Genomic DNA, 19,802 nt, shown 5'->3' with positions numbered 1-19,802 from the left:
CACACTTTCCGAGTCCGCCAAGGCGGCGTGACTCAAACCCACGAGCCTCCGGGAAACCCGGGTTGATTCACACCCTTGCTGCGGAATGCGGCTTGCCCCCTGTGCGCGGCCGGCGCGGCGCTATTGGTTGTACAAGCGCGCTGGTGCGAATACCGACAGCGACAGCGACAGCGACAGCGGAAGTTATCCACAGATTTCGTGCCCCTACTACAGGACCCTACTATAGGTACTATAGGGGGATCGCTGTATCCCTTGTGCCGCAATGGATTTAGAGCTTCGTTGTGACCGTTTATGCGTAGATTTGTGACCGTTTATGCGTAAATCGGCCGTTTTGCTGTGACCGTTTATGCGTGGATAACTTTCGCAGCTAACAGGGTTACTCACAGCCTCAGCGCCGGTCGTGCAGTAGGATTCCTGCCATGGACGGGCATACCGAGCTGCGGCATGGCCACCATAAGCATTCTTGTTGAGGTGCAATAAAGGTACAATCGCGAAGCACTACTATATTTCGTAAAAAACCGTAATTTGATGTTTTTAAATGATTATTACTTTTAATCAATTGTTATAGTAAGTCATTGTTTTTAATAACGTAGCGGTTTTTTCGCAAAACTGTTAATCACTAGGTCGGCGGTTCGAGCCCGTCCCGGGGAGCCATTCCGAGGCCTCGATGGCCTCGAGCCAGGTTGGCACCATACCCTCATTTCCGAATTGTTCTGCGAGACCAGTCGCGGACCGTCTCCGCGCGTCCACTGTCGCCCCGCGTCATGACCAGCGCGCACGGTGTGGGATACGTGCCGACCGTCAAGACCCCTTCCACCCGCGCGCAATACGATCCGACGATCCTCCCTGCTCCGGGCATTGCCGATCACACCCGGTTTGGTCCATCGTCTGCTGTACGACACACCGACTCCGCCTGCGCGCTTGCATCCGCCGGCAGGATCGATCCGCTCCGGAGACCGATCATGGATTCCAACAACGCCCCCACCGACGTCGCCATTTCGCTTCACGTCAACGGCACGCTGCGCAAACTGGACGTGCCCCCGAACGTCGTTCTGCTCGACGCACTGCGCGAGCGCATCGGCCTGACCGGGACCAAGAAAGGCTGCGATCACGGCCAGTGCGGTGCCTGCACCGTGCTGATCAACGGCCAGGCGGTCAATTCCTGTCTCGCGCTGGCGGTCGTGCACGACGGCGACGACATCACCACCGTCGAGGGCCTGGCCCGGGACGGCGAACTCAGCCCGTTGCAGCAGGCCTTTCTCGACCATGACGCCTATCAGTGCGGCTACTGCACGCCCGGTCAGCTGACCTCGGCCACCGAACTCCTGAACAACGACAGCGTCGGCTCCAGCGACGCCGACGTCGCCGAGGCGATGAGCGGCAACATCTGCCGCTGCGGCGCCTACAAGAACATCCGGGCCGCGATCCAGCAGGCGCGCGGCAATCCCGGCCTGAATCAGAGCTAGAGGTTTTCCATGCGAACATTCGACTACAAGCGCGCCGAGGATGCGCACAGCGCCGTAAACGCACACAGCGGCCAGGCCGCGGCGTATCTCGCCGGCGGCACGACGCTCATCGATCTGGTCAAACTCGATGTAATGCAGCCGGAACGGCTCGTGGACATCAATCGGCTGGCCTATGACGCCATCGAGGCCGTTCCCGAGGGCGGCCTGAAGATCGGGGCGATGGTACGCAACACCGCGCTGGCTGAAGACGACCGCGTGCGGCGCGATTACACCGTCCTTTCAGAGGCCCTGCTCCAGGGCGCCTCACGCCAGCTACGCAACCGCGCCACGACCGCGGGCAACGTCATGCAACGCGTGCGCTGCAGCTATTTCCGCGACGGCGTGTCGCCGTGTAACAAACGCGTGCCCGGCAGCGGCTGCTCGGCGATCGACGGCCACAACCGCGAGGTGTTCGCGGTTCTCGGCACCAGCGAGCACTGCATCGCCGCACACCCCTCCGACATGTGCGTGGCCATGGCCGCGATCGGCGCCACCGTGCACGTCACCGGGCCGAGCGGCGACCGGACGGTGGATTTTCTCGACTTCCACAAGCTGCCGGGCGACACGCCCCACATCGAGCACGAACTGGGCGAGGACGAGCTGATCACCCACGTCAGCCTGGATGCACCGATCGACGGCAGCGGCTCGACCTATATCAAGCTGCGCGACCGCTCCTCCTATCAGTTCGCACTCGCCTCCTGCGCCGCCGTCGTGGTGCTGGACGGTGACCGCATCACCGCGGCGCGACTCGCGCTGGGCGGGGTCGGCACCAAGCCCTGGCGCGCCGCCGATGCCGAAGCCGCGCTCGTGGGCCAGCCGGCCACGCGCGAGACCTTCAAGCAGGCCGCGGCCACCGCGATGCAGAGCGCCACGCCCTACAAGCACAACGCCTTCAAGATTCCGCTGGCGCGCAAGGCCATCGTCCGCGCCCTGACCGACGCCGCGGCCCGCGCGCGAGGAGAAACGACATGAGCGATTCCATCATCGGCGCGGCCGTCTCGCGCATCGACGGCCCCGACAAGCTGACCGGCCGCGCCCGTTATGCGGGCGACTTCCAGCCCGAGGGCATGGTCTATGCCTACGGCGTCTACAGCACCATCGCCCGAGGCCGCATCGCCGGAATCGATACCACTCTGGCCATGCGTTCGCCGGGCGTCATCGATATCTTTCACCACGGTCGCTTTCCGCGTCTGCATCGTTCGCCGGGCACCTTCGCCGAGGAGAACGTCGTCGACGAGAAGCGCACGCCCTTCGAGGACGACCGCATCCACTACATGGGCCAGTTCGTGGCCCTGGTGGTGGCCGAAACCTACGAGCAGGCACGGGCGGCGGCCTACAAGGTCCGGGTGGACTACGAACGCGACGCACAGCGCGCGGCCGCTACCCTGGCCCAGGGCATCGAGGACAACGGCGTCGACCACGCCAACGACAGCGAACGCGGCGATCCCGCCGGCGCCTACGACGGCGCTGTACACCGCGTCGATGCCGTCTACACCACGCCGGTCGAGACCCACAACCCGATGGAAACGCACGCCACCGTGGCCGAGTGGGTCGACGGCCGGCTGCGGGTGTTCGACTCCACCCAGGGCGTGATCTTCACGCGCAACACGCTCTCGCGAGTCTTCGATCTCGACCCGAGCCAGGTCGAAGTCCACGCCGACTTCATCGGCTCCGGCTTCGGCGGCAAGCTCTGGGTCTGGCCGCACTGTGTCGCGACCTGCGCGGCCGCGCGCGAGGTGGGCCGGCCAGTGCAGTTCGTGCTGCCCCGTCAACAGATGTTCACGACCGTGGGCCATCGCCCGGAAACGCGCCAGCACGTACGCCTGGGTGCCGACGATGACGGGCGACTGCTGTCGATCCGGCACGAAACGGTCAACAGCTCCTCGCCGGTGGGCACGGTGGTCGAGGCCTGCGGCGGCTCCACCCAGGGGCTCTACGCCTGCGACAACCTGCGCATCAGCCATGCCACCGCGGTCACCAACCGCGGCACGCCCACGGCGATGCGCGCCCCCGGCGCCGGCGTCGGCCTGTTCGCGCTGGAGTCGGCCATGGACGAACTCGCGGCCGAGCTGGGTATCGATCCGCTTGAACTGCGGCGGCGGAACTTCACCGCCCATGACCAGGGCGTGGACAAGCCGTACTCCAGCAATCACCTGCTGGAATGTTACGACCGCGCGGCCGAGGCCTTCGGCTGGTCCCGGCGCACGCCGGAGGTCGGTTCCATGCGCGACGGCGATCGTATCCTCGGCTGGGGCATGGCGGCCTGCAACTGGGAGGCCATGCGCAACCCCTGCGACGCCCGTGTGGCCCTGCGCGCCGACGGCACCGCGAGCATCCACTGCGCGAGCCAGGACATCGGCACCGGCACGTACACCATCCTCGCGCAGATCGCGAGCCACGAACTCGGGCTGCCGCTGGAGTCGATCCACGTCGCGCTGGGCGATTCGACCTTTCCGCACGGCCCGATCTCGGGCGGCTCCTGGGCTACCGCCACGCTGCTACCCGCGGTCGCCGAAGCCTCGCGCGCCGCGATCAAGAAGCTCAAGGGCTACGCCCGCAATGCCGCCAGCCCCCTGGCCGGCGCGCGCGGCGACAGTCTGGTCTACGACAGCGGACGACTCAGCGACGACAGCGGCCGTTCAGCGACCGTGGCCGAAATCCTGGGCGCCCAGTCCCTGGCCAACGCCGTCGGCGAGGCCCATACCGGCGGTGCCCCCGACAGCGGCTATTCCTTCGACTCCTTCGGCGTGCATTTCGTCGAAGTGGCCTGGGAGCCCGAGATCGCGCATCTGGAGGTCACACGGGTGGTCAGCGCCATCGACGCCGGCGCGATCATCAACGCCAAATCGGCGCGCAACCAGGTGGAGGGCGCGGTCGTCATGGGGCTGGGCTCGGCCCTGCTAGAGACCACAGAGTACGACGAGCGCAATGCCCGGCCGGTCAACAGCAACTATGCCGAGTATCTCGTGCCCGTGAACGCCGACATGCCCGATCTCGACGTCATCCTGCTGGATCATCCTGACTACGAACTCAACGAATTCGGAGCCCGCGGCATCGGCGAGATCGGACTCACCGGCATGCAGGCCGCGGTGGCCAATGCCGTCTACCACGCCACCGGCACCCGCGTTCGCGATCTGCCCATCATGCTCGACAAGCTGACCGACGACGACTGAGGATGTACGGGCGCCGGGCCGATGCGGCCGGCCCGGCGCCCGCCGCCACAGGAACGCCTCAACGGTTCTCTGGTCGATGGTCGTGGCCGGCAGTCGCCGGAACGCAGACGCGGAAGCCGAAGTCGTCGCGGCAAACAGCCCGCCGTCAGCGCTGCGCGATCATTCACTGATCGATAGGCGCAAGCCGCAGATGCGACCGCGTACGCGGGCATCGACCGGTCGTCGCCCGCCAGTTCCGGCGATTTCCTTGGCGAAAGCGGTGAGCTCGTCGGCCAGCGCGATGGCGCGCACTGTTTACATCGCCTCGAGGCGACCCAGCATCCGTGATACCCGCATCGCGGGCGCCGAAAGACTCGCAGCGATAGCGCTCCACCCCGGCCGGGACGCCGCCCGCGCACGTCGAACATTCTTTAAGAGTGATTACTCGTCGTAACCGCGATCGAGTGTTTCCGTGTCCACGACCATGGCGTTTTCGAGCGTCACCTCGCGCAGGAACCGGTTAGGGCCGAAGTTGAAGATCCAGCGCTCCCGAAAGACCGGCACCCGCCCCCGGCGTTGGTAACGGGTCCGGCCGGCCAGATCGCGGCGGGAACTGTAGACGAACACGCCGCCGCTGCGCTGCGCCGGCTCGCCGCAGGCCTGCCGCAGGCGATACTTGCTCATGCCACGGACGATATCGGATGGGCGGCAGTCCGAGTCGCCGGCGCGCTCGCGAAACCCGTGACCGTCGCTCCGGATCGCCTGCAGGCGCCCGTCGCGAAAGACCAGGATCCGCAGCAGTCGATTGGGCCCGCGGTTGTATGTCCACTGCTCCATGGACGGCGCGACGCCGTAGGCCAGCGAAGCGTCGCCGATCCACGGGTCGACGAAGCTCGGCTCGCCGCAGGCCGCCCGCACGGACACCGCCGGATCGCCCGTCTGAACGAGTGCGCCGTCACAGCGGAAGCTGTCCGCGCTCGCCGGGGCCGACAGAAAGGTTCCTGCGAACAGCGCCAACGCGGCGGCACGACGGCCCATCACGCTAGCCGGGGCCCTTCACATGAAAGCGCTCGCCCCGATAGTTGAGCGTGGCCCCGGTCACGTCGATGCTCTCCACTGCCGGCCCGGCCGACAGGCGCTCGCCTTCGTGATAGCGCTGGCCGTTGACGAGTATGAAACTACGCCCCGGCACGCTGCTGTACAGATGGCCGTTGATGCTGACCTCGGGCACGCCGGACGGGTTCGTCGACGGCGGCGGCGCCGACCGTCGCGGAGCGCGCGTCGACTGGTTCGACGCGGCGGTGTTGCCGAGGGACGCGCTGTCATCCAGCGGCGTCTGCGAATAGGTCACACGACCGCCGCCCGAATCAGCCCCCGCCGACAGACGCCGACTCGAACTGTCCGAGGCCTGCTGCGGGGATCGCCCCATATCGCCACCGACCGCGTCGGCACCGGATGCGTCGCCGGCCGCCCGACCACGCAGTATCGGCTGCGGCGCGGGCATCTCGATCGCATCTGCGGCGCCCGAGGCCGTATCCGCCGAGCCTGACGCTACCGTTTGCGTGGCGGCCCGTTCATCGGCCGAATCCATGTCGACCGGCCCGGGCACGGGCCGAAAGAGATAGACCAGCAGGGCCGCATTGCAGACCACCAGAATCGTGACCACCCAGCGCATGACGCGGCCCCCGCTGCGTCCCCCGTCCGACACCTCGGTCGCCGACAGCGACTCGACGGTGGCCGCCTGGTGGCGATGCCGTTCGCGCTCGGCCTTTTTCAGCGCATCGACGAGATACGACACGTCATTCCTCCACGCGGTTCAAGGCGGGCGAACCCGGCGAGGGCACGGCCCCGTTGAGCATGATCTGGGTACGCGGGCCCGCCATGCCGTCCCCCCTCAGCCCCTTGGACAGCTGAAACGCCTCCAGTTCGGCCTGGAGCTCGTCATCGTAGACCGGCGACGGCGGGCCCAGCTCGGCCTCTGGGTTGCGGCCCGAGGCGCGCGCCAAGCGCTGGCGCAGCCAAACCACCGCGTCCCCGACCGCGCCCGGCTGGATCAGACCGACGCCCGAGTCCGAGCGCCAGATGATGCGGAAGTCTCCGGTCCACATCCCCGCCAGTTCTCGCCGATCGACACGGCGCGTGCCGTTGGCACCGACCAGCGTGGCGTGGGTGTCGTCCAGAGCGCTCAGGAGGACGGTGTGTCGCCGGCCCTCGCGCTGCAGCGTCAACAGAGCCGGACGATTGTAGCGCTCGACCATCGCGAAGCTGCCGCTATCGGCCAGACAGCGGAGATCGCCGACCCGCAGGGCGTCGCAACTGCTCTGGACCTGGGAACCAAAGACGCCCCAGAGCCGCAGCATCTGATTGATATCCGCGTCGCCCTCGGGAATGCCACTGGGCGGCGTGTCACGCTCGGTGTCCGAGGCCGCGTCGGCGCGTTCGGCATCGTCCGCGTCGGCGGCGTCGGGGGTCTCCGGCGAGCCACCCTCCGACGACCTATTCGAAGCCGCACTCGCCTCGCCCGCGGAGGCCACCTGCGCGGCCTTGCCTTGATCGGCGCCGAGCCACCCCGCCGCCGCTCGGCTCAACTGCACGCCCGGATACCAGGCCGCCGCACCCAGCAGGGCCACCAGGGCGAGCGCGAGCGCCGGGAGTACCACACGCATGCGCGACACGCGGCGCCGGCGCGGCAGGGTCTCCATTGCCGCGCGCGAGAGCATGAGCGCACCGATGCGCGACTTGCCGTTGGCATAGCCGCCCATGAGCGCCCGCTCGCAGACCATGTTGATCAGTCTGGGGATGCCGCCGCTGTACAGCCGGGCGAGCGCGGTCGCCGGCCGCGTGAACAGGTGCTGCGAACCGCCGGCGAGGTCGAGCCGGTGCTGTATGTAGGCCCGCGTCTCGTGCCGGTCCAGGGGCCTGAGCCGGAAGCGGGCCGTGATGCGCTGCGCCAGCTGACGCAGGTCATGGCGCTCCAGCAGATCGGAGAGTTCGGGCTGGCCCACGAGAATGATGCGCAGCAGCTTGTGCTTGTGCGTCTCGAGATTGGTCAGCAGACGCAGCTGCTCGAGCACCTCGCGACTGAGATTCTGCGCCTCGTCGATGATGAGCACGGTCCGTCGGTTGGCGGCGTGCGTGGCCAGAAGATGGGCGTTGAGGCGATCGACGAGCGCTTTCTGCGACGTATCCGTCTGCGGGTCGTAGTCCGCACCCAGCTCGTCGCAGATGGTGGCCACGAACTCCTTGACCTGCAGCTGCGGATTCCAGCACAGAGCGATGTCCAGATCCGACATCTCATTGTCGACCAGCGCCCGGATGAGCGTGGTCTTGCCGGTGCCGACTTCGCCGATGAGCGCGACGAAGCCGCCGTGCTCGCCCGCGCCGTAGAGCAGATGGCCGAGCGCCTCGCGATGGCTCGCACTCAGATAGAGAAAGGCCGGATCCGGCGTGACCGAAAACGGAAAATCCTTGAAGCCGTAGTAGCGCAGATACATGGAGACGGGCCCGGGTCAGACAGGCGGAGTCTAACCCGGTGCCGCGCTGCGGCAAACCGCCACGCGCCGTCCATTGCGGCGCCGCGCGGGTTAACCGCAACGCCATCAACGTGGGTTAGACTCCGCGCCATGGCCATGGAAATCTCGCGTGACGCCCGGCGCTGGTTGGCCCGGGCGCCGGAACTGCTCAACCTGATGCTCATCGTGCTGATCGCGCTGTCGGCGGCGCGCCTGTTCTGGCTGGCCTGGCCGGTCTCGGACAACGAGCTGCTGCCCTCGACCACCGGCCCGGCCACCGAGACCGATCGCCAGGGCGTCGACGTCGACACCATCGCCAGCGCCCATCTGTTCGGGGAGCAGACCGCGAGCGACGGCGGCGACCGGCAGCAGGAGATCATCGACGCGCCCGAGACGCGGCTCAACCTGACCCTGACCGGCATCATCTCCGACAGTGCGGCGCAGCGCTCGCGGGCGCTGATCAAGGCCGGCAACAAGGATCAGGAGGCATTCGCCGCCGGCGATACCATCGACAACGGCGTGACGCTCCACGAGATCTACGCCAATCGCGTCATCCTGGACCGAGAGGGACGCTACGAGACCCTCACGCTGGAAAGCGTGAAGCAGGCGCGCGAGATGGCCGGCGTCGAACGCACCCAGCGCGTGTCCAGCGAACTGGCCGACGATCTGGGCACCGTACGCCAGAAGATACTCGACAACCCCGCCAGCGCGTCGCGTTATATTCGCTTGCAGCCGGAGCGGCAAAACGGCAACCTCGTCGGGTATCGGGTCTATCCGGGGGCGGAAAAAGCACTTTTCGAGAAGGCGGGCCTCGAGCCGGGGGAGCTCGTCACGGCCATCAACGGCCAGCCACTCGACAATCCGGCCGCTTCGCTCCAGATGCTCAGCGGGTTGGCCTCGGCCGGCAGCGCCTCGGTCACGCTCGAGCGAAACGGCCACCAACGCACCGTAACCGTGAACTTTGAATGACAGCCTTCTCCTTTCGCCGGCTCTGCCGGGTCGTCATCCTGTGGTCCGTGATCGCCAGCACCGCAACGGCTCAGACCGCGGTGGAGGACAACGGCGACGCGTTCACGCTCAATCTCAAGGATGCCGACATCAAGACGCTGATCGCCACGGTCAGCGAAGTCACCGGCCGCAACTTCGTCGTGGACCCTCGCGTCAAAGGCGATGTGACCGTGCTCTCGAGCCAGCCGATGACGCCGGATGAACTCTACGAGACGTTCCTCTCGGTGCTCGAGGTGCACGGCTTCTCGGTCGTGCCCGCCGGCGAGATCACCAAGATCATTCCGCAGGTCAACGCCAAGCAGGACGGCGGCTTCGGCGGCGGCGACGCCGGCACGCGCGAGGACATCGTCACCCGTGTCATCAAGGCGGAGAACGTGCCGGCGGACCAGCTCGTGCCGATCCTGCGGCCACTGGTGCCGCAGTACGGGCATCTCGCGGCCTACTCGGCTTCGAACACACTGGTGATCTCCGATCGCGCCGCCAACGCCGAACGCCTCGCCGGCATCGTCGACAAGATCGACCGCAGCGGCATGCAGGAGGTCGAGCACATTCGGCTCGAGCATGCCAGCGCCACCGAGGTGGCGCGCGTGATCGAGCAGCTGAAATCGGAAAGCGGCGGCGAGAGTCCGGGCCGCAGCTTCACGGTCATTCCGGACGAGCGCACCAACAGCCTCATCGTGAGCGGCGGCAAGCAGCAGCGGCTGAGAATTCGGGCGATCATCGCCGATCTGGACACGCAGACCGAACGCAGCGGCGGCACCCAGGTCATCTATCTCGACTACGCCGACGCCGAGACGATCGCGCCGGTGCTGCAGAACTTCGCCGAGGGCCGCAGCAGCAGCGGTTCCGGCGGCGGCGCGGGCGGCGACAGCGGTGCTGGCGCAGCCAGCCGCGCCGGTGGCGGATCGAGCGACGGCGTCACCGTGATCGCGGAACCCGGCGCCAACGCCCTGGTCGTCACCGCGGCGGCGGACAAGATGCAGGAGATCCGCCAGGTGATCGACCAGCTCGACATCCGCCGCGGTCAGGTACTGGTCGAGGCGATCATTGCCGAGGTCAGCCTGAGTCGATCGCGACAACTGGGCGTGGACATCGCCGCCTTCAACGACAGCGGCCCTGGCGCGGCCAGTGTCCTCGACGGCGACACCCTGGACGCCGTACCTTCGCTCGCCGAGGACGGCACGCCGCTGAGCCTCATTCAGCAGGGCCTCAACGTGGCGCTGGGCTCCTACAACGAGGGCGGCACGAGTTTCGCGGTGCTCGTCAACGCCCTGTCGGGCAACACCAACACCAATGTGCTCTCGACACCGTCGCTGATCACGCGCGACAACGAAGAAGCCGAGATCAAGGTCGGTCAGGAAGTACCCTTCGTCACCGGCAACTACACCAACAACAATGCAAGCGGCGGCGCGACCGGCGTGGTCAATCCGTTCCAGACGGTCGAACGCAAGGATGTGGGTCTGACGCTGGCCTTCACGCCGCAGATCAACGCCGGCAAGACCATCCAGATGACGATCAACCAGGAGGTTTCGAGCATCGCCCAGAACTCCGGCCAGACGGGGGCGGTGGACCTGGTCACCAACAACCGCACGCTCAATACATCGGTCGAGGTCGAAAGCGGGCAAATCCTGGTGCTGGGCGGTCTAATCGACGATCAGGTCACCGAAAGCGAACAGAAGGTCCCGGTGCTGGGCGACATTCCCCTGCTCGGCGCGCTGTTCACCTCCCGCAATGTACAGAAGGAAAAGCGCAACCTGCTCAATTTCATCCGCCCGACCATCCTGCGTGGCGACGGCGAAGCCAACTATTACACCCGCAAGAAGTACGACTACATTCGCTCGCTGCAGCAGGAGCAGGCCGAGTCCAGCATTCCGCTGATGGGCGAGCGCCAGCGGCCCCAGCTGCCGCCGATCGACGAATACGAGCAGAGCGACTCCTTTTCCGAGGACAGTGGCGTATCCACGGAGCGCACGGCCACGCCGCGCGACGAAGACGGGCGCCGCACGCGCGACAAGCGTCGGGGCGACCAGTTCTAGCCGGCATCCGGCGAGCGATAACATGAGCAATACCCTCGAGGAACTCAGTCTGGAGCCGGTGCGCACCACCTCGCCGGAAAACGACGAGGCCCCGCAGCGCGCCCCCGGCCCGGGGCCGGTCGACGGCATCGACCGCCTGCCTTTCGCCTTCGCCAAGCGCTACGGCGTGATGCTCAGCGGCATGCGCGAGGACGCGATCGAGGTCACCTGCCGACGCGACGTCGCCCAGAGCACGCTCTCCGAGGTCCGGCGCCATCTCGACCGGCCGATCGTGCTCCAGCGCGTGGAGGCCGCGGCCTTCGACGCCATGCTGCAGAACGACTACGAGGGCAAGGCCAACGAGTCGATGCAGATCGTCGAAGGCATGGACGAGGAGATGGACCTGTCCGACGCCGCCCGGGCGCTGTCGGAGCCGGCCGATCTGCTCGAATCCTCCGACGACGCGCCGATCATCCGTCTGATCAACGCGCTGCTGACGGAGGCGATCAAGGAGAACGCCTCGGACATCCATATCGAGCCGTTCGAGGCGCGCCTAACCGTTCGCTTCAGGATCGACGGCGTCTTGCGCGAGGTGCTCAACCCGCCGCGCCAACTGGCGCCGCGCCTGATCTCCCGCGTCAAGGTCATGGCCAAGCTCGACATCGCCGAGAAGCGCATCCCCCAGGACGGACGCATATCGGTGCGCATCGCCGGACGGCCGGTCGACGTGCGCGTGTCCACCATCCCCTCCGGCAACGGCGAACGCGTGGTCATGCGTCTGCTGGACAAGCAGGCCGGCCGCCTCGACCTACCCCAGCTCGGCATGCCGGCCGAGACGCTGAGCAATATCGACGAGCTAATCCACAAGCCACACGGCATCATCCTGGTCACAGGCCCCACCGGCTCGGGCAAGACGACCACCCTTTACGCCGGCATCACCCGGATCAACGACCACTCGCGCAACATCATGACGGTCGAGGATCCGATCGAGTACTACCTCGACGGCATCGGCCAGACCCAGGTCAACAGCAAGGTTGACATGAGCTTCGCCCGCGGGCTGCGCGCGATCCTGCGCCAGGACCCGGACGTGGTGATGATCGGCGAGATCCGCGATCTGGAGACCGCCGAAATCGCGGTTCAGGCCTCGCTGACCGGCCATCTGGTGCTCTCGACCCTGCACACCAACACCGCCGTGGGCGCCATCGCGCGTCTGCGCGACATGGGTGTCGAACCCTTCCTGCTGTCGTCGTCGGTGATCGGGATCATGGCGCAGCGGCTGGTGCGAACGCTCTGCGCGGAGTGCCGGGCCCCCTACACCGCCGATCGCCGCGAGTGCGAACTGCTCCACTGCGACCCCGACGAGCCACCGACGCTCTACCGGCCGGCCGGCTGCGAGACCTGCAACGGCTCCGGCTTTCGCGGCCGCACCGGCATCTACGAGCTGGTCGTCGTCGACGACGAGATGCGCAATCTCATCCACGAACAGGCCGCCGAGCACACGCTGGAAAAACACGCGCGCACGATGACGCCGAGCATCCGCGCGGACGGCCGTGCCAACGTGCTCGCCGGCAACACGACGCTCGAGGAAGTCCTGCGCGTGACCCGCGAGGGCTAGCGGCCGGGCCGCGCGACCATGGGCGCCTACGAATACACCGCACTCGATGAACGCGGTCGCGAGAAGAAGGGCGTGCTCGAGGGCGATGCCGCCCGCGCCATCCGGGCCCAGCTGCGCGAGCGCGGGCTCACGCCGCTGGACGTCCACGAGATCGCCGACCGCAAGACGGGCAGCCGGCGCCGGCTGCTGTCCTTCCAGCGCGGCCTGAGCGTCACCGAGCTGTCGCTGTTCACCCGCCAGCTGGCCACGCTCACCCACGCCGGCCTGCCGATGGAGGAGGCGCTCAAGGCGGTCGCCGAGCAGACCGACAGCGACAAGGTCCGCAAGATCATCGTCGGCGTGCGCGCCCAGGTTGTCGAGGGCCACACCCTGGCCAACGCGCTCGCGGACTTTCCCAACAGCTTCGACGAGCTCTATCGCGCGACCACCGCCGCCGGCGAACAGTCCGGCCGCATCGACGAGGTACTGAACGGGCTGGCCGACTATGTCGAGGACCAGCAGTCCATGCGCCAGAAAGTGCTCGCCGCGCTCATTTACCCGGCGTTCCTGTCGGTGGTCGCGATCGGCATCGTGATCGCGCTTCTGGCGACGGTCGTGCCCGACCTGGTCGAAGTCTTCGAGAGCGTCAACGCCGACCTGCCGCCGCTCACGACCACGCTGATCGCCGTGAGCGATTTTCTCCGCGCCTGGGGCTGGCTGCTCGCACTGGGCTTCGCGGTCGCGCTGACGGCGTTCATCTACGGCATGCGGCGCCCCGGATTCAAGCGTGCGGTCCAGTCGCGCATCCTGCGGATACCGTTGATCGGTCGCTTCGCCCGCGGCGTCAACACGGCCCGCTTCACCCGCACGCTGTCGATTCTCACCCGCAGCGGCGTACCGGCTCTGGATGCGATGACCATCGGCGCCGACGTGGTCACCAATCTGCCCATGCGCGATGCCATCCAGCGCGCGGCGACCCGTGTGCGCGAAGGCGACGCCATCCATCGCGCGCTCGGCCACGAGCGCCTGTTTCCGCCGATCACGCTGCACATGATCGCCAACGGCGAAATCTCCGGCGAACTCGACATGATGCTCGGTCGCGCCGCCGAGCATCAGGAGCGCGAGGTGGAAACACTCCGGCAAGGTGTCATGGGCATACTGGGCCCTGCGGTCATCCTGGCGATGGGCGGTCTCGTACTGATCATCGTGCTCGCCATCCTGCTGCCGGTGTTCAATCTGAACCAGCTGGTCAAATAAACCGGCCGCACCGCCGATAACGGCGGGTACAGCACGCGCAACCTGCTATCTTTACGACCGTTTTCCCGCAGGAGAGGAAAGGACATGAAACACGCCCTGCCCCGGGCCGGTGCCCGTAGCGGCCAACACGGCTTCACCCTGATCGAGATCATGGTCGTGGTCGTCATTCTCGGTATTCTCGCGGCCATCGTCGTGCCCAACATCATCGACCGGCCGGACGCCGCACGTGTCGCCAAGGCGCGACAGGACATCCGCGCCATCGAGAGCGCACTCAAGCTCTACCGCCTCGATAATTTCCGTTACCCGACCACCGAACAGGGCCTGGCGGCGCTCGTGGACAAGCCCACGAGCCAGCCGGAGCCGCGCAACTGGAAGTCCGGCGGCTATCTCGACCGTATTCCGACGGACCCGTGGGGCGAGGTCTATCACTACCGCAATCCCGGCGAACACGGCGAAATCGACGTCTACACGCTCGGCCGCGACGGCCGACCGGGCGGCGAAGAGACCGACGCCGACATCGGCAACTGGACGCTGGACAACTAGCGCCGCGGCGGGATACGGCGCGCACGGTGCGGCGAACGGAGGTACAGCGCGGCTTCACGCTGATCGAGCTGCTGGTGGTGGTGCTGATCATGGGCGTCGTGCTCTCGTTTCTGTCGCTGTCGATCAACCCGACCAGCAACGCCGATCGGCTCGATACCGAATCGCGGCGGCTCGATGCCCTGCTCCGGACCGCCGCCGACGACGCGGTGCTCTACGGCCGTGAGCTCGGTCTCGACATCGTGCGCGGAGGCTATCGCTTCATTCGTCTCGGCGACGACGGCTGGCAGGTCATCAACCGGGCGGAATCGCCGCTGCGTCCACGTGACCTGCCCGAAGGCGTCGCGATCGCACTGATCGAGCGCGACGAGGCGCAGCCAAGACTGGCCGGCGGCGACGACGAGGACGAGAACGAGGAGGACGCGCTGCGCCCCGAGGCCGTGTTGCTGTCCAGCGGCGAATTCGTGCCCTTCGAACTCGAACTCTACGCCGACGACGTCGACCATCGCTATCGGCTCACGGGCGAAGCCAACGGCGAGCTGTCGCTGGAACGTGTGGACGGCCCACGATGAGGCGGGCCCGCGGCTTCACCCTGATCGAAGTGCTGATCGCCACGGCGGTCCTCGCCCTGGCACTGGGCGCGTTCATCGCGGGCGGCGCCCGCTACGCCGACTACGCGCGCTACATCCATGACCGGACGCTGGCCCAGTGGGTCGCCCGGAACCAGCTGGTCGAGTACCACACCGCCGAGCAATGGCCGGGTACCGGCACCGAGGACGGCGAGGCCGAGATGGGCGACAGCACCTGGCGCTGGGTGGCCGAGATCGAGGAATCGCCCGATCCGGACGTACGCCGCATCGATATACGCGTGTTTCGCATCGACGGGGACAGCGGCGACCCGGAGGCCGATTCCGTCGCCCTGCTCAGCGGCTTCGTCACCCAGCACGTCGACGCCGCCGATGCCCCCGCCGGCGCCGACGGAGCCGGTGACACGGAGGGCGGCGACGCGTCCGCCTCGGGGCTCGGCTCGTGAGCGCGGCGCGGGGCCAGCGCGGCTTCACCCTCATCGAGCTTATGATCGCCATCGCCGTGTTCGTGGTCATGGCGGCGATGGCCTATGGCGGCCTGTCGTCGGTCATCAGCACGCGCGAGGCCGTCACCGCCGCGCTCGAACGCAGCAAGACCCTGCAGATGTCGGTCTGGCGCATCCGCCGCGATCTCGAACAGATCGTCAACCGCCCGGTGCGCGACGGTTTCGGCGACACCCAGCCGGCGATCGTCGGCAGCCCGAACGTGGGCCTGCGGGTGACCCGCAACGGCTGGCGCAATCCGCTCGGCGAAGCCCGCAGCACGCTGCAGCGGGTCGGCTACCGGATCAATGAGGACGACGCACTCGTGCGCGAGTACTGGCGCGTGCTCGACCGGGCTCAGGACAGCGCGCCGGTCGAGTCCACGCTTCTGGAGAACGTCGAGACCATCGAATGGCGTTATCTCGACGGCGACCGCCAGTGGCGCGACAACTGGCCGCCGGGAACCGAGAACACCGGCGCGGACGGCACGCCCAGCGCCGTCGCCTCACAGCGCTACGATCCGCCGCTGGCGATCGAGCTCCGCCTGACCACGGCCGCCTGGGGCGAGCTGCGCCTCCTGTTCATGGTTCCCGGAGCCGAGAAATGAGCGGCCCGAAACAGCGCGGCGTCGCCCTGATCACGGCCATGCTCATCGTGGCCCTGGTCGCGATCATCGGCGCGGGCATGCTCTCGCAGATGAATCTGGCCCTGCACCGCAGCGGCAACATCTGGCAGTCGGAGCAGGCCTGGTGGTACGCCGTGGGCATCGAGAACTGGCTCGGCAAGCTGCTGCGCCAAGACGCGCAGTATACCGAGGTCGACAGCCTCGACGAGCGCTGGGCCGAGCCGGTGGACTACCTGCCGCTGGACGGCGGGGCGCTCCAGGGCCGCATCATCGATCTTCAGGGCCGCTTCAATCTCAACAATCTCGGAACCGGCAACGCCGAGGCGGCCATGGCGCAGTTCCAGCGCCTGATCGAGCTCGTGGCGGATACCGACACCGTCACCGCGCGCACGATCGCGGCATCCACCCGGGACTGGATCGATGCCGACATCAACCCGACCCGGCCGGACGGCGCCGAGGACAACTACTACCTCGGCCTGACCCCGGCCTACCGCGCCGGCAATACCTTCATGATCAGCCCGAGCGAGCTGCGTCTGATCAAGGGCGTGACCGACGAGATCTACACCGCCCTCGCCCCCTACATCAGCGCCCTGCCCGAAAGCACGCCGATCAATGTGAACACGGCGCCGGCCCCGGTGCTCGCGACGCTGGCACCGAATCTGCCGCCCACGACGGGCGAAGCACTGGTCGAAGCCCGATCCGAGGAGCCCTGGACATCCGTGGATGCCTTCCTCCAGGAGAGTGCGATCGCCGGCACGGGCGACACCCTCGGCGCCGATCGCCTCTCGGTGACCACTGGATACTTCCTCGCCCGGGGGCAGATCACGGTCGACCGGGCCCAGGTCCAGTTCTTCGCCGTACTGGAACGCGCGGACAACGGTGCCGTCCGTACCATCAATCACAGCACCAATGTCTACTGACCTTCCGGTAGACTGGGCCCGCCGACGCGCACGGGGGCGCGTCCGGCGCATTCACGAGACGACACGGGGTTCGCGGCGGTCGCGCGCAGGCGCGGACCGCGCGACCATCAAGGAATGCCGGTGGCAGACAGACTGATCATCCATTTCGACGGCGAGCGGGCCGCCTGGCTCGATGACCGGGGCGCTCTGGCTCGCGGCACGCCGGCCGACGCCGCGAGCGCCGCCGGCGAGCGGCCGGCCGTCGTGCTGCTGCCGAGCGAACAGGTTCTGCTCACCACCGTCCGTCTGCCGCCGATTCGCCAGGCGCGGCGGCGCCTCCAGGCGGCGCGCTATGCGCTGGAGGACCGGCTCGTCAGTCGCGTCGACAGTCTCCACTTCGCCCTCGCGGCCCGCGCGGGCACGGACGGCGGGACCCCAGTAGCCGTCATCGACGAGACGCTGCTGCGCGATCACCTCGACCGGCTCGAAGAGGCCGGCCTGGATGTCCTGCAGCTCACCGCCGACGCGTTGACGCTTCCGGCTCCGGCCGAAGACCAGTGGCAGGTGCTGGCCCTGAACGGGCGCGTGCTTGCGCGCACCGACGTGCGCCACGCCTTCGCCGCGGAGGCCGGGCTCTGGCCCGCACTCGCGGCCGGGGGCACACCGCCGGCACGCGTGCTGCTTCATGCCGACAGCGAGGCCGCGGCCGAGATGGCGGCCGCGATCGATGTCGAACCGCACCCGGCGATCGACCGCAAGATCTTCGACGGCCCTGACGCCGCCCTGATCTGGCTGCTTACCAACGTCGATCTCCAGCACGCGATCAACCTGCGCCAGGGCGCGTTCGCGCGCACGTCGGCAATGCAAGCCTGGTGGCAGCCGTTCAAGATCACCGCCGGTCTGGCCGCCGCCTGGCTGATCGTCGCGATCGCCGCCCGCGGCATCGAGAGCTGGCAGCTCGGCAGCCGCATCGACGACCTCGAGGCCACCACCGAATCGGCGTTCAGAGACGCCTTCCCCGACGTGCAGACCATCAACGATGTCCGCGTCCAGGCCGAGCAGCGCATCCGCGAGCTGCGCGGCTCCGGCGGCAGCGGCGGCGTCTTCTCCCTGCTGCAGGCGATCGCCGAAGTCACCGGCGATGCCGGCGATATACGCATTCGATCGCTGCAGTATCGCGACGGCGCGGTGTATCTCAACCTGCGCGGCGACAACGTGCAGGCGCTGGAATCGCTCCGCGCCGGCTTCGCCCGACAGCCGGGCACCCGGCTCAGCGTCGAGAGCGCGGACGCCGCCGCCGACGGCGTGCAGATTCGCGCACGGGTCAGCGGAGCCGAAGCATGAACGCCGTCAAGCAGTGGTATGACAGCCTCGCGCCGCGAGAGCGCATCGCCGTGATCGCCGGGGCCATCGCCGTCGTGCTGGCGCTGTTCTGGTTCGGCATCTGGCAGCCGCTGAACCAGAGCGTGGCCGATCGCCGGCAGCGCGTGAACGTCGCCGCAGAGCAGGCGCGCTGGATGCTCGGCATCCGCGAGGAGGCCCGCCTGCTCCAGTCCGACAACAGCCAGCGCAGCATCCAGGGCCGCAACGAGTCGCTGCTGTCGATCGTCGACGCCACCAGCCGGGAGAACGGACTGGCCGATGCCGTGCAGCGTATCCAGCCCGATGACGACGACCAGGCGACGGTCAATCTCGATGCCGCGAATTTCAACCAGATGCTGTTCTGGCTGCGCAGCCTGCAGCGGGACTACGGCGTGAGTACGCGCCAGATCACGGTCACGCCCGACGAGGATGCCGGCACGGTGCAGGCCCGCATCACGCTGGCACGGAGCGACGCATGAACTGGCGGCTGGTGCGCTACCTGCTCGTGGGCCTGGTCACCTTCCTGATCGGTCTGGTCGCGTTCTTTCCGGCGCGGATCGCCGCGGGCTGGGTCGAATCGTCGACGCCGGTCACGCTCGGCGGGGTGACCGGCACGGTGTTCGACGGACATGCCGGCTATGTCCAGGGCCCCGGCGGCGCGATCGAGAACCTGGATTGGCGTCTGCATCCGCTGAATCTCCTTCTGGCGCAGGTCGCAGCCGACATCGAGGTGGATTCCGACCTGGGCGGCTTCTCAGGCCGCGTCACACGCTCGCTGTTCGGTGGCACACACGTCCGGAACCTCACCGGGAGCGCGTCGGCCGGCTGGCTCGCGAAACGGGGCGGCTTCACCTTCCTCCCGCTGTCGGCCGACGTCGCGGTCGACATCCGCGAAGCCAGCGTCGACGACGCGCTGGATTTCAGCGCGCTGGACGGCATCGTGCGCCTGGGCAACACCCGCTGGGAATTGTTCAATCCGCCGGTCGAGCTCGGCCAGTTCGAGACCGCGCTGGCACGCGGCGACGACGGCATCCGCGCGACCATCGTCGACAGCAGCGGCCCGCTGGCGATCGACGGCGGCGCCACGCTCACCGCCGAGCGCCGCTACCGGCTGGACGTGCGCCTGCGCGCTCGCGCCGGTGCCGACGACCGCCTCGACGGCATGCTCGACCAGCTCGGCGAGGGCGACGACGAGGGCTGGCACCGCGTGCAGGAACAGGGCTCGCTGTAGCGCATGGCGCGCCGGTCAGCGGGCTGCCCACA

The 19,802-nt window shown here is 67.7% G+C and carries 18 protein-coding genes; 15 read left to right on the top strand and 3 right to left on the bottom strand.

Annotated features, from left to right (window positions below; all coding sequences use genetic code 11):
• Window positions 1-764 precede the first annotated feature (764 nt).
• The 3 genes from SAHL_RS13065 to SAHL_RS13055 are packed head-to-tail and all read left to right on the top strand — an operon-like array spanning window position 765 to window position 4,678.
• A complete protein-coding gene (locus SAHL_RS13065) occupies window positions 765-1,466 on the top strand; it encodes a (2Fe-2S)-binding protein (protein ID WP_123591858.1) in 702 nt (233 codons plus the stop codon).
• A 9-nt stretch (window positions 1,467-1,475) separates the two neighbouring features.
• A complete protein-coding gene (locus tag SAHL_RS13060; RefSeq protein ID WP_123591857.1) occupies window positions 1,476-2,477 on the top strand; it encodes an FAD binding domain-containing protein in 1,002 nt (333 codons plus the stop codon).
• Entirely contained in the window at window positions 2,474-4,678 is a 2,205-nt protein-coding gene (locus SAHL_RS13055; RefSeq protein WP_123591856.1) for a xanthine dehydrogenase family protein molybdopterin-binding subunit, read from the top strand. The genes SAHL_RS13060 and SAHL_RS13055 overlap by 4 nt, the downstream gene beginning before the upstream one ends.
• A 420-nt stretch (window positions 4,679-5,098) precedes the next feature.
• Here the strand turns inward: SAHL_RS13055 and SAHL_RS13050 are convergent, their stop codons facing one another.
• From SAHL_RS13050 to SAHL_RS13040, 3 genes are read right to left on the bottom strand one after another with little or no spacing between them, the layout of a single operon-like run.
• Window positions 5,099-5,695, bottom strand: a complete 597-nt coding sequence (locus SAHL_RS13050) for a DUF2845 domain-containing protein (protein WP_123591855.1) — start codon at window positions 5,693-5,695, stop codon at window positions 5,099-5,101.
• A gap of 4 nt (window positions 5,696-5,699) precedes the next feature.
• Complete coding sequence (locus tag SAHL_RS13045) at window positions 5,700-6,455, bottom strand: general secretion pathway protein GspB (RefSeq protein ID WP_123591854.1); 756 nt, start codon at window positions 6,453-6,455, stop codon at window positions 5,700-5,702.
• A 1-nt stretch (window position 6,456) separates the two neighbouring features.
• On the bottom strand, window positions 6,457-8,151 hold the full coding sequence (locus SAHL_RS13040; protein ID WP_123591853.1) for an ExeA family protein: 1,695 nt from the start codon (window positions 8,149-8,151) through the stop codon (window positions 6,457-6,459).
• A gap of 129 nt (window positions 8,152-8,280) precedes the next feature.
• On the opposite strand from SAHL_RS13040, the gene gspC reads away from it, so the two are divergent.
• From gspC to SAHL_RS12980, 12 genes are all read left to right on the top strand, one after another.
• Complete coding sequence (gspC, locus tag SAHL_RS13035; RefSeq protein WP_123591852.1) at window positions 8,281-9,138, top strand: type II secretion system protein GspC; 858 nt, start codon at window positions 8,281-8,283, stop codon at window positions 9,136-9,138.
• The gene (gspD, locus tag SAHL_RS13030; protein ID WP_123591851.1) at window positions 9,135-11,213 is read left to right on the top strand and encodes a type II secretion system secretin GspD; all 2,079 of its coding nucleotides are present in this window, start codon (window positions 9,135-9,137) and stop codon (window positions 11,211-11,213) included. Before gspC ends, gspD begins: the two co-directional genes overlap by 4 nt.
• A 22-nt stretch (window positions 11,214-11,235) precedes the next feature.
• A complete protein-coding gene (gspE, locus tag SAHL_RS13025; RefSeq protein WP_123591850.1) occupies window positions 11,236-12,807 on the top strand; it encodes a type II secretion system ATPase GspE in 1,572 nt (523 codons plus the stop codon).
• A gap of 18 nt (window positions 12,808-12,825) precedes the next feature.
• Complete coding sequence (gene gspF / locus SAHL_RS13020) at window positions 12,826-14,043, top strand: type II secretion system inner membrane protein GspF (protein WP_123591849.1); 1,218 nt, start codon at window positions 12,826-12,828, stop codon at window positions 14,041-14,043.
• 84 nt (window positions 14,044-14,127) lie between these two features.
• Window positions 14,128-14,586 carry a type II secretion system major pseudopilin GspG gene (gspG, locus tag SAHL_RS13015; RefSeq protein ID WP_123591848.1) on the top strand — a complete coding sequence of 153 codons (459 nt, stop codon included), beginning with the start codon at window positions 14,128-14,130 and terminating at the stop codon, window positions 14,584-14,586.
• Between the two features lie 26 nt (window positions 14,587-14,612).
• Window positions 14,613-15,155 (top strand): type II secretion system minor pseudopilin GspH, encoded by a 543-nt coding sequence (gene gspH / locus SAHL_RS13010; RefSeq protein WP_245968529.1) that lies wholly within the window; start codon window positions 14,613-14,615, stop codon window positions 15,153-15,155.
• The gene (gene gspI / locus SAHL_RS13005; RefSeq protein ID WP_123591847.1) at window positions 15,152-15,616 is read left to right on the top strand and encodes a type II secretion system minor pseudopilin GspI; all 465 of its coding nucleotides are present in this window, start codon (window positions 15,152-15,154) and stop codon (window positions 15,614-15,616) included. Before gspH ends, gspI begins: the two co-directional genes overlap by 4 nt.
• Entirely contained in the window at window positions 15,613-16,260 is a 648-nt protein-coding gene (gene gspJ, locus SAHL_RS13000) for a type II secretion system minor pseudopilin GspJ (RefSeq protein ID WP_245968528.1), read from the top strand. Before gspI ends, gspJ begins: the two co-directional genes overlap by 4 nt.
• Window positions 16,257-17,198 (top strand): type II secretion system minor pseudopilin GspK, encoded by a 942-nt coding sequence (gspK, locus tag SAHL_RS12995; RefSeq protein WP_184947682.1) that lies wholly within the window; start codon window positions 16,257-16,259, stop codon window positions 17,196-17,198. The genes gspJ and gspK overlap by 4 nt, the downstream gene beginning before the upstream one ends.
• A gap of 120 nt (window positions 17,199-17,318) precedes the next feature.
• Window positions 17,319-18,521 carry a type II secretion system protein GspL gene (gene gspL, locus SAHL_RS12990; protein WP_245968527.1) on the top strand — a complete coding sequence of 401 codons (1,203 nt, stop codon included), beginning with the start codon at window positions 17,319-17,321 and terminating at the stop codon, window positions 18,519-18,521.
• Entirely contained in the window at window positions 18,518-19,018 is a 501-nt protein-coding gene (gspM, locus tag SAHL_RS12985; protein ID WP_123591845.1) for a type II secretion system protein GspM, read from the top strand. The genes gspL and gspM overlap by 4 nt, the downstream gene beginning before the upstream one ends.
• Window positions 19,015-19,770: a type II secretion system protein N gene (locus tag SAHL_RS12980; protein WP_123591844.1), complete on the top strand. Its 756-nt coding sequence runs from the start codon at window positions 19,015-19,017 to the stop codon at window positions 19,768-19,770. Before gspM ends, SAHL_RS12980 begins: the two co-directional genes overlap by 4 nt.
• Window positions 19,771-19,802: the final 32 nt, after the last annotated feature.

Origin of the sequence: Salinisphaera orenii subsp. halophila YIM 95161, assembly GCF_003732545.1 — a bacterium.
Lineage (GTDB): Bacteria > Pseudomonadota > Gammaproteobacteria > Nevskiales > Salinisphaeraceae > Salinisphaera > Salinisphaera orenii_A.
This window is presented reverse-complemented; position numbering and strand designations above follow the sequence as displayed.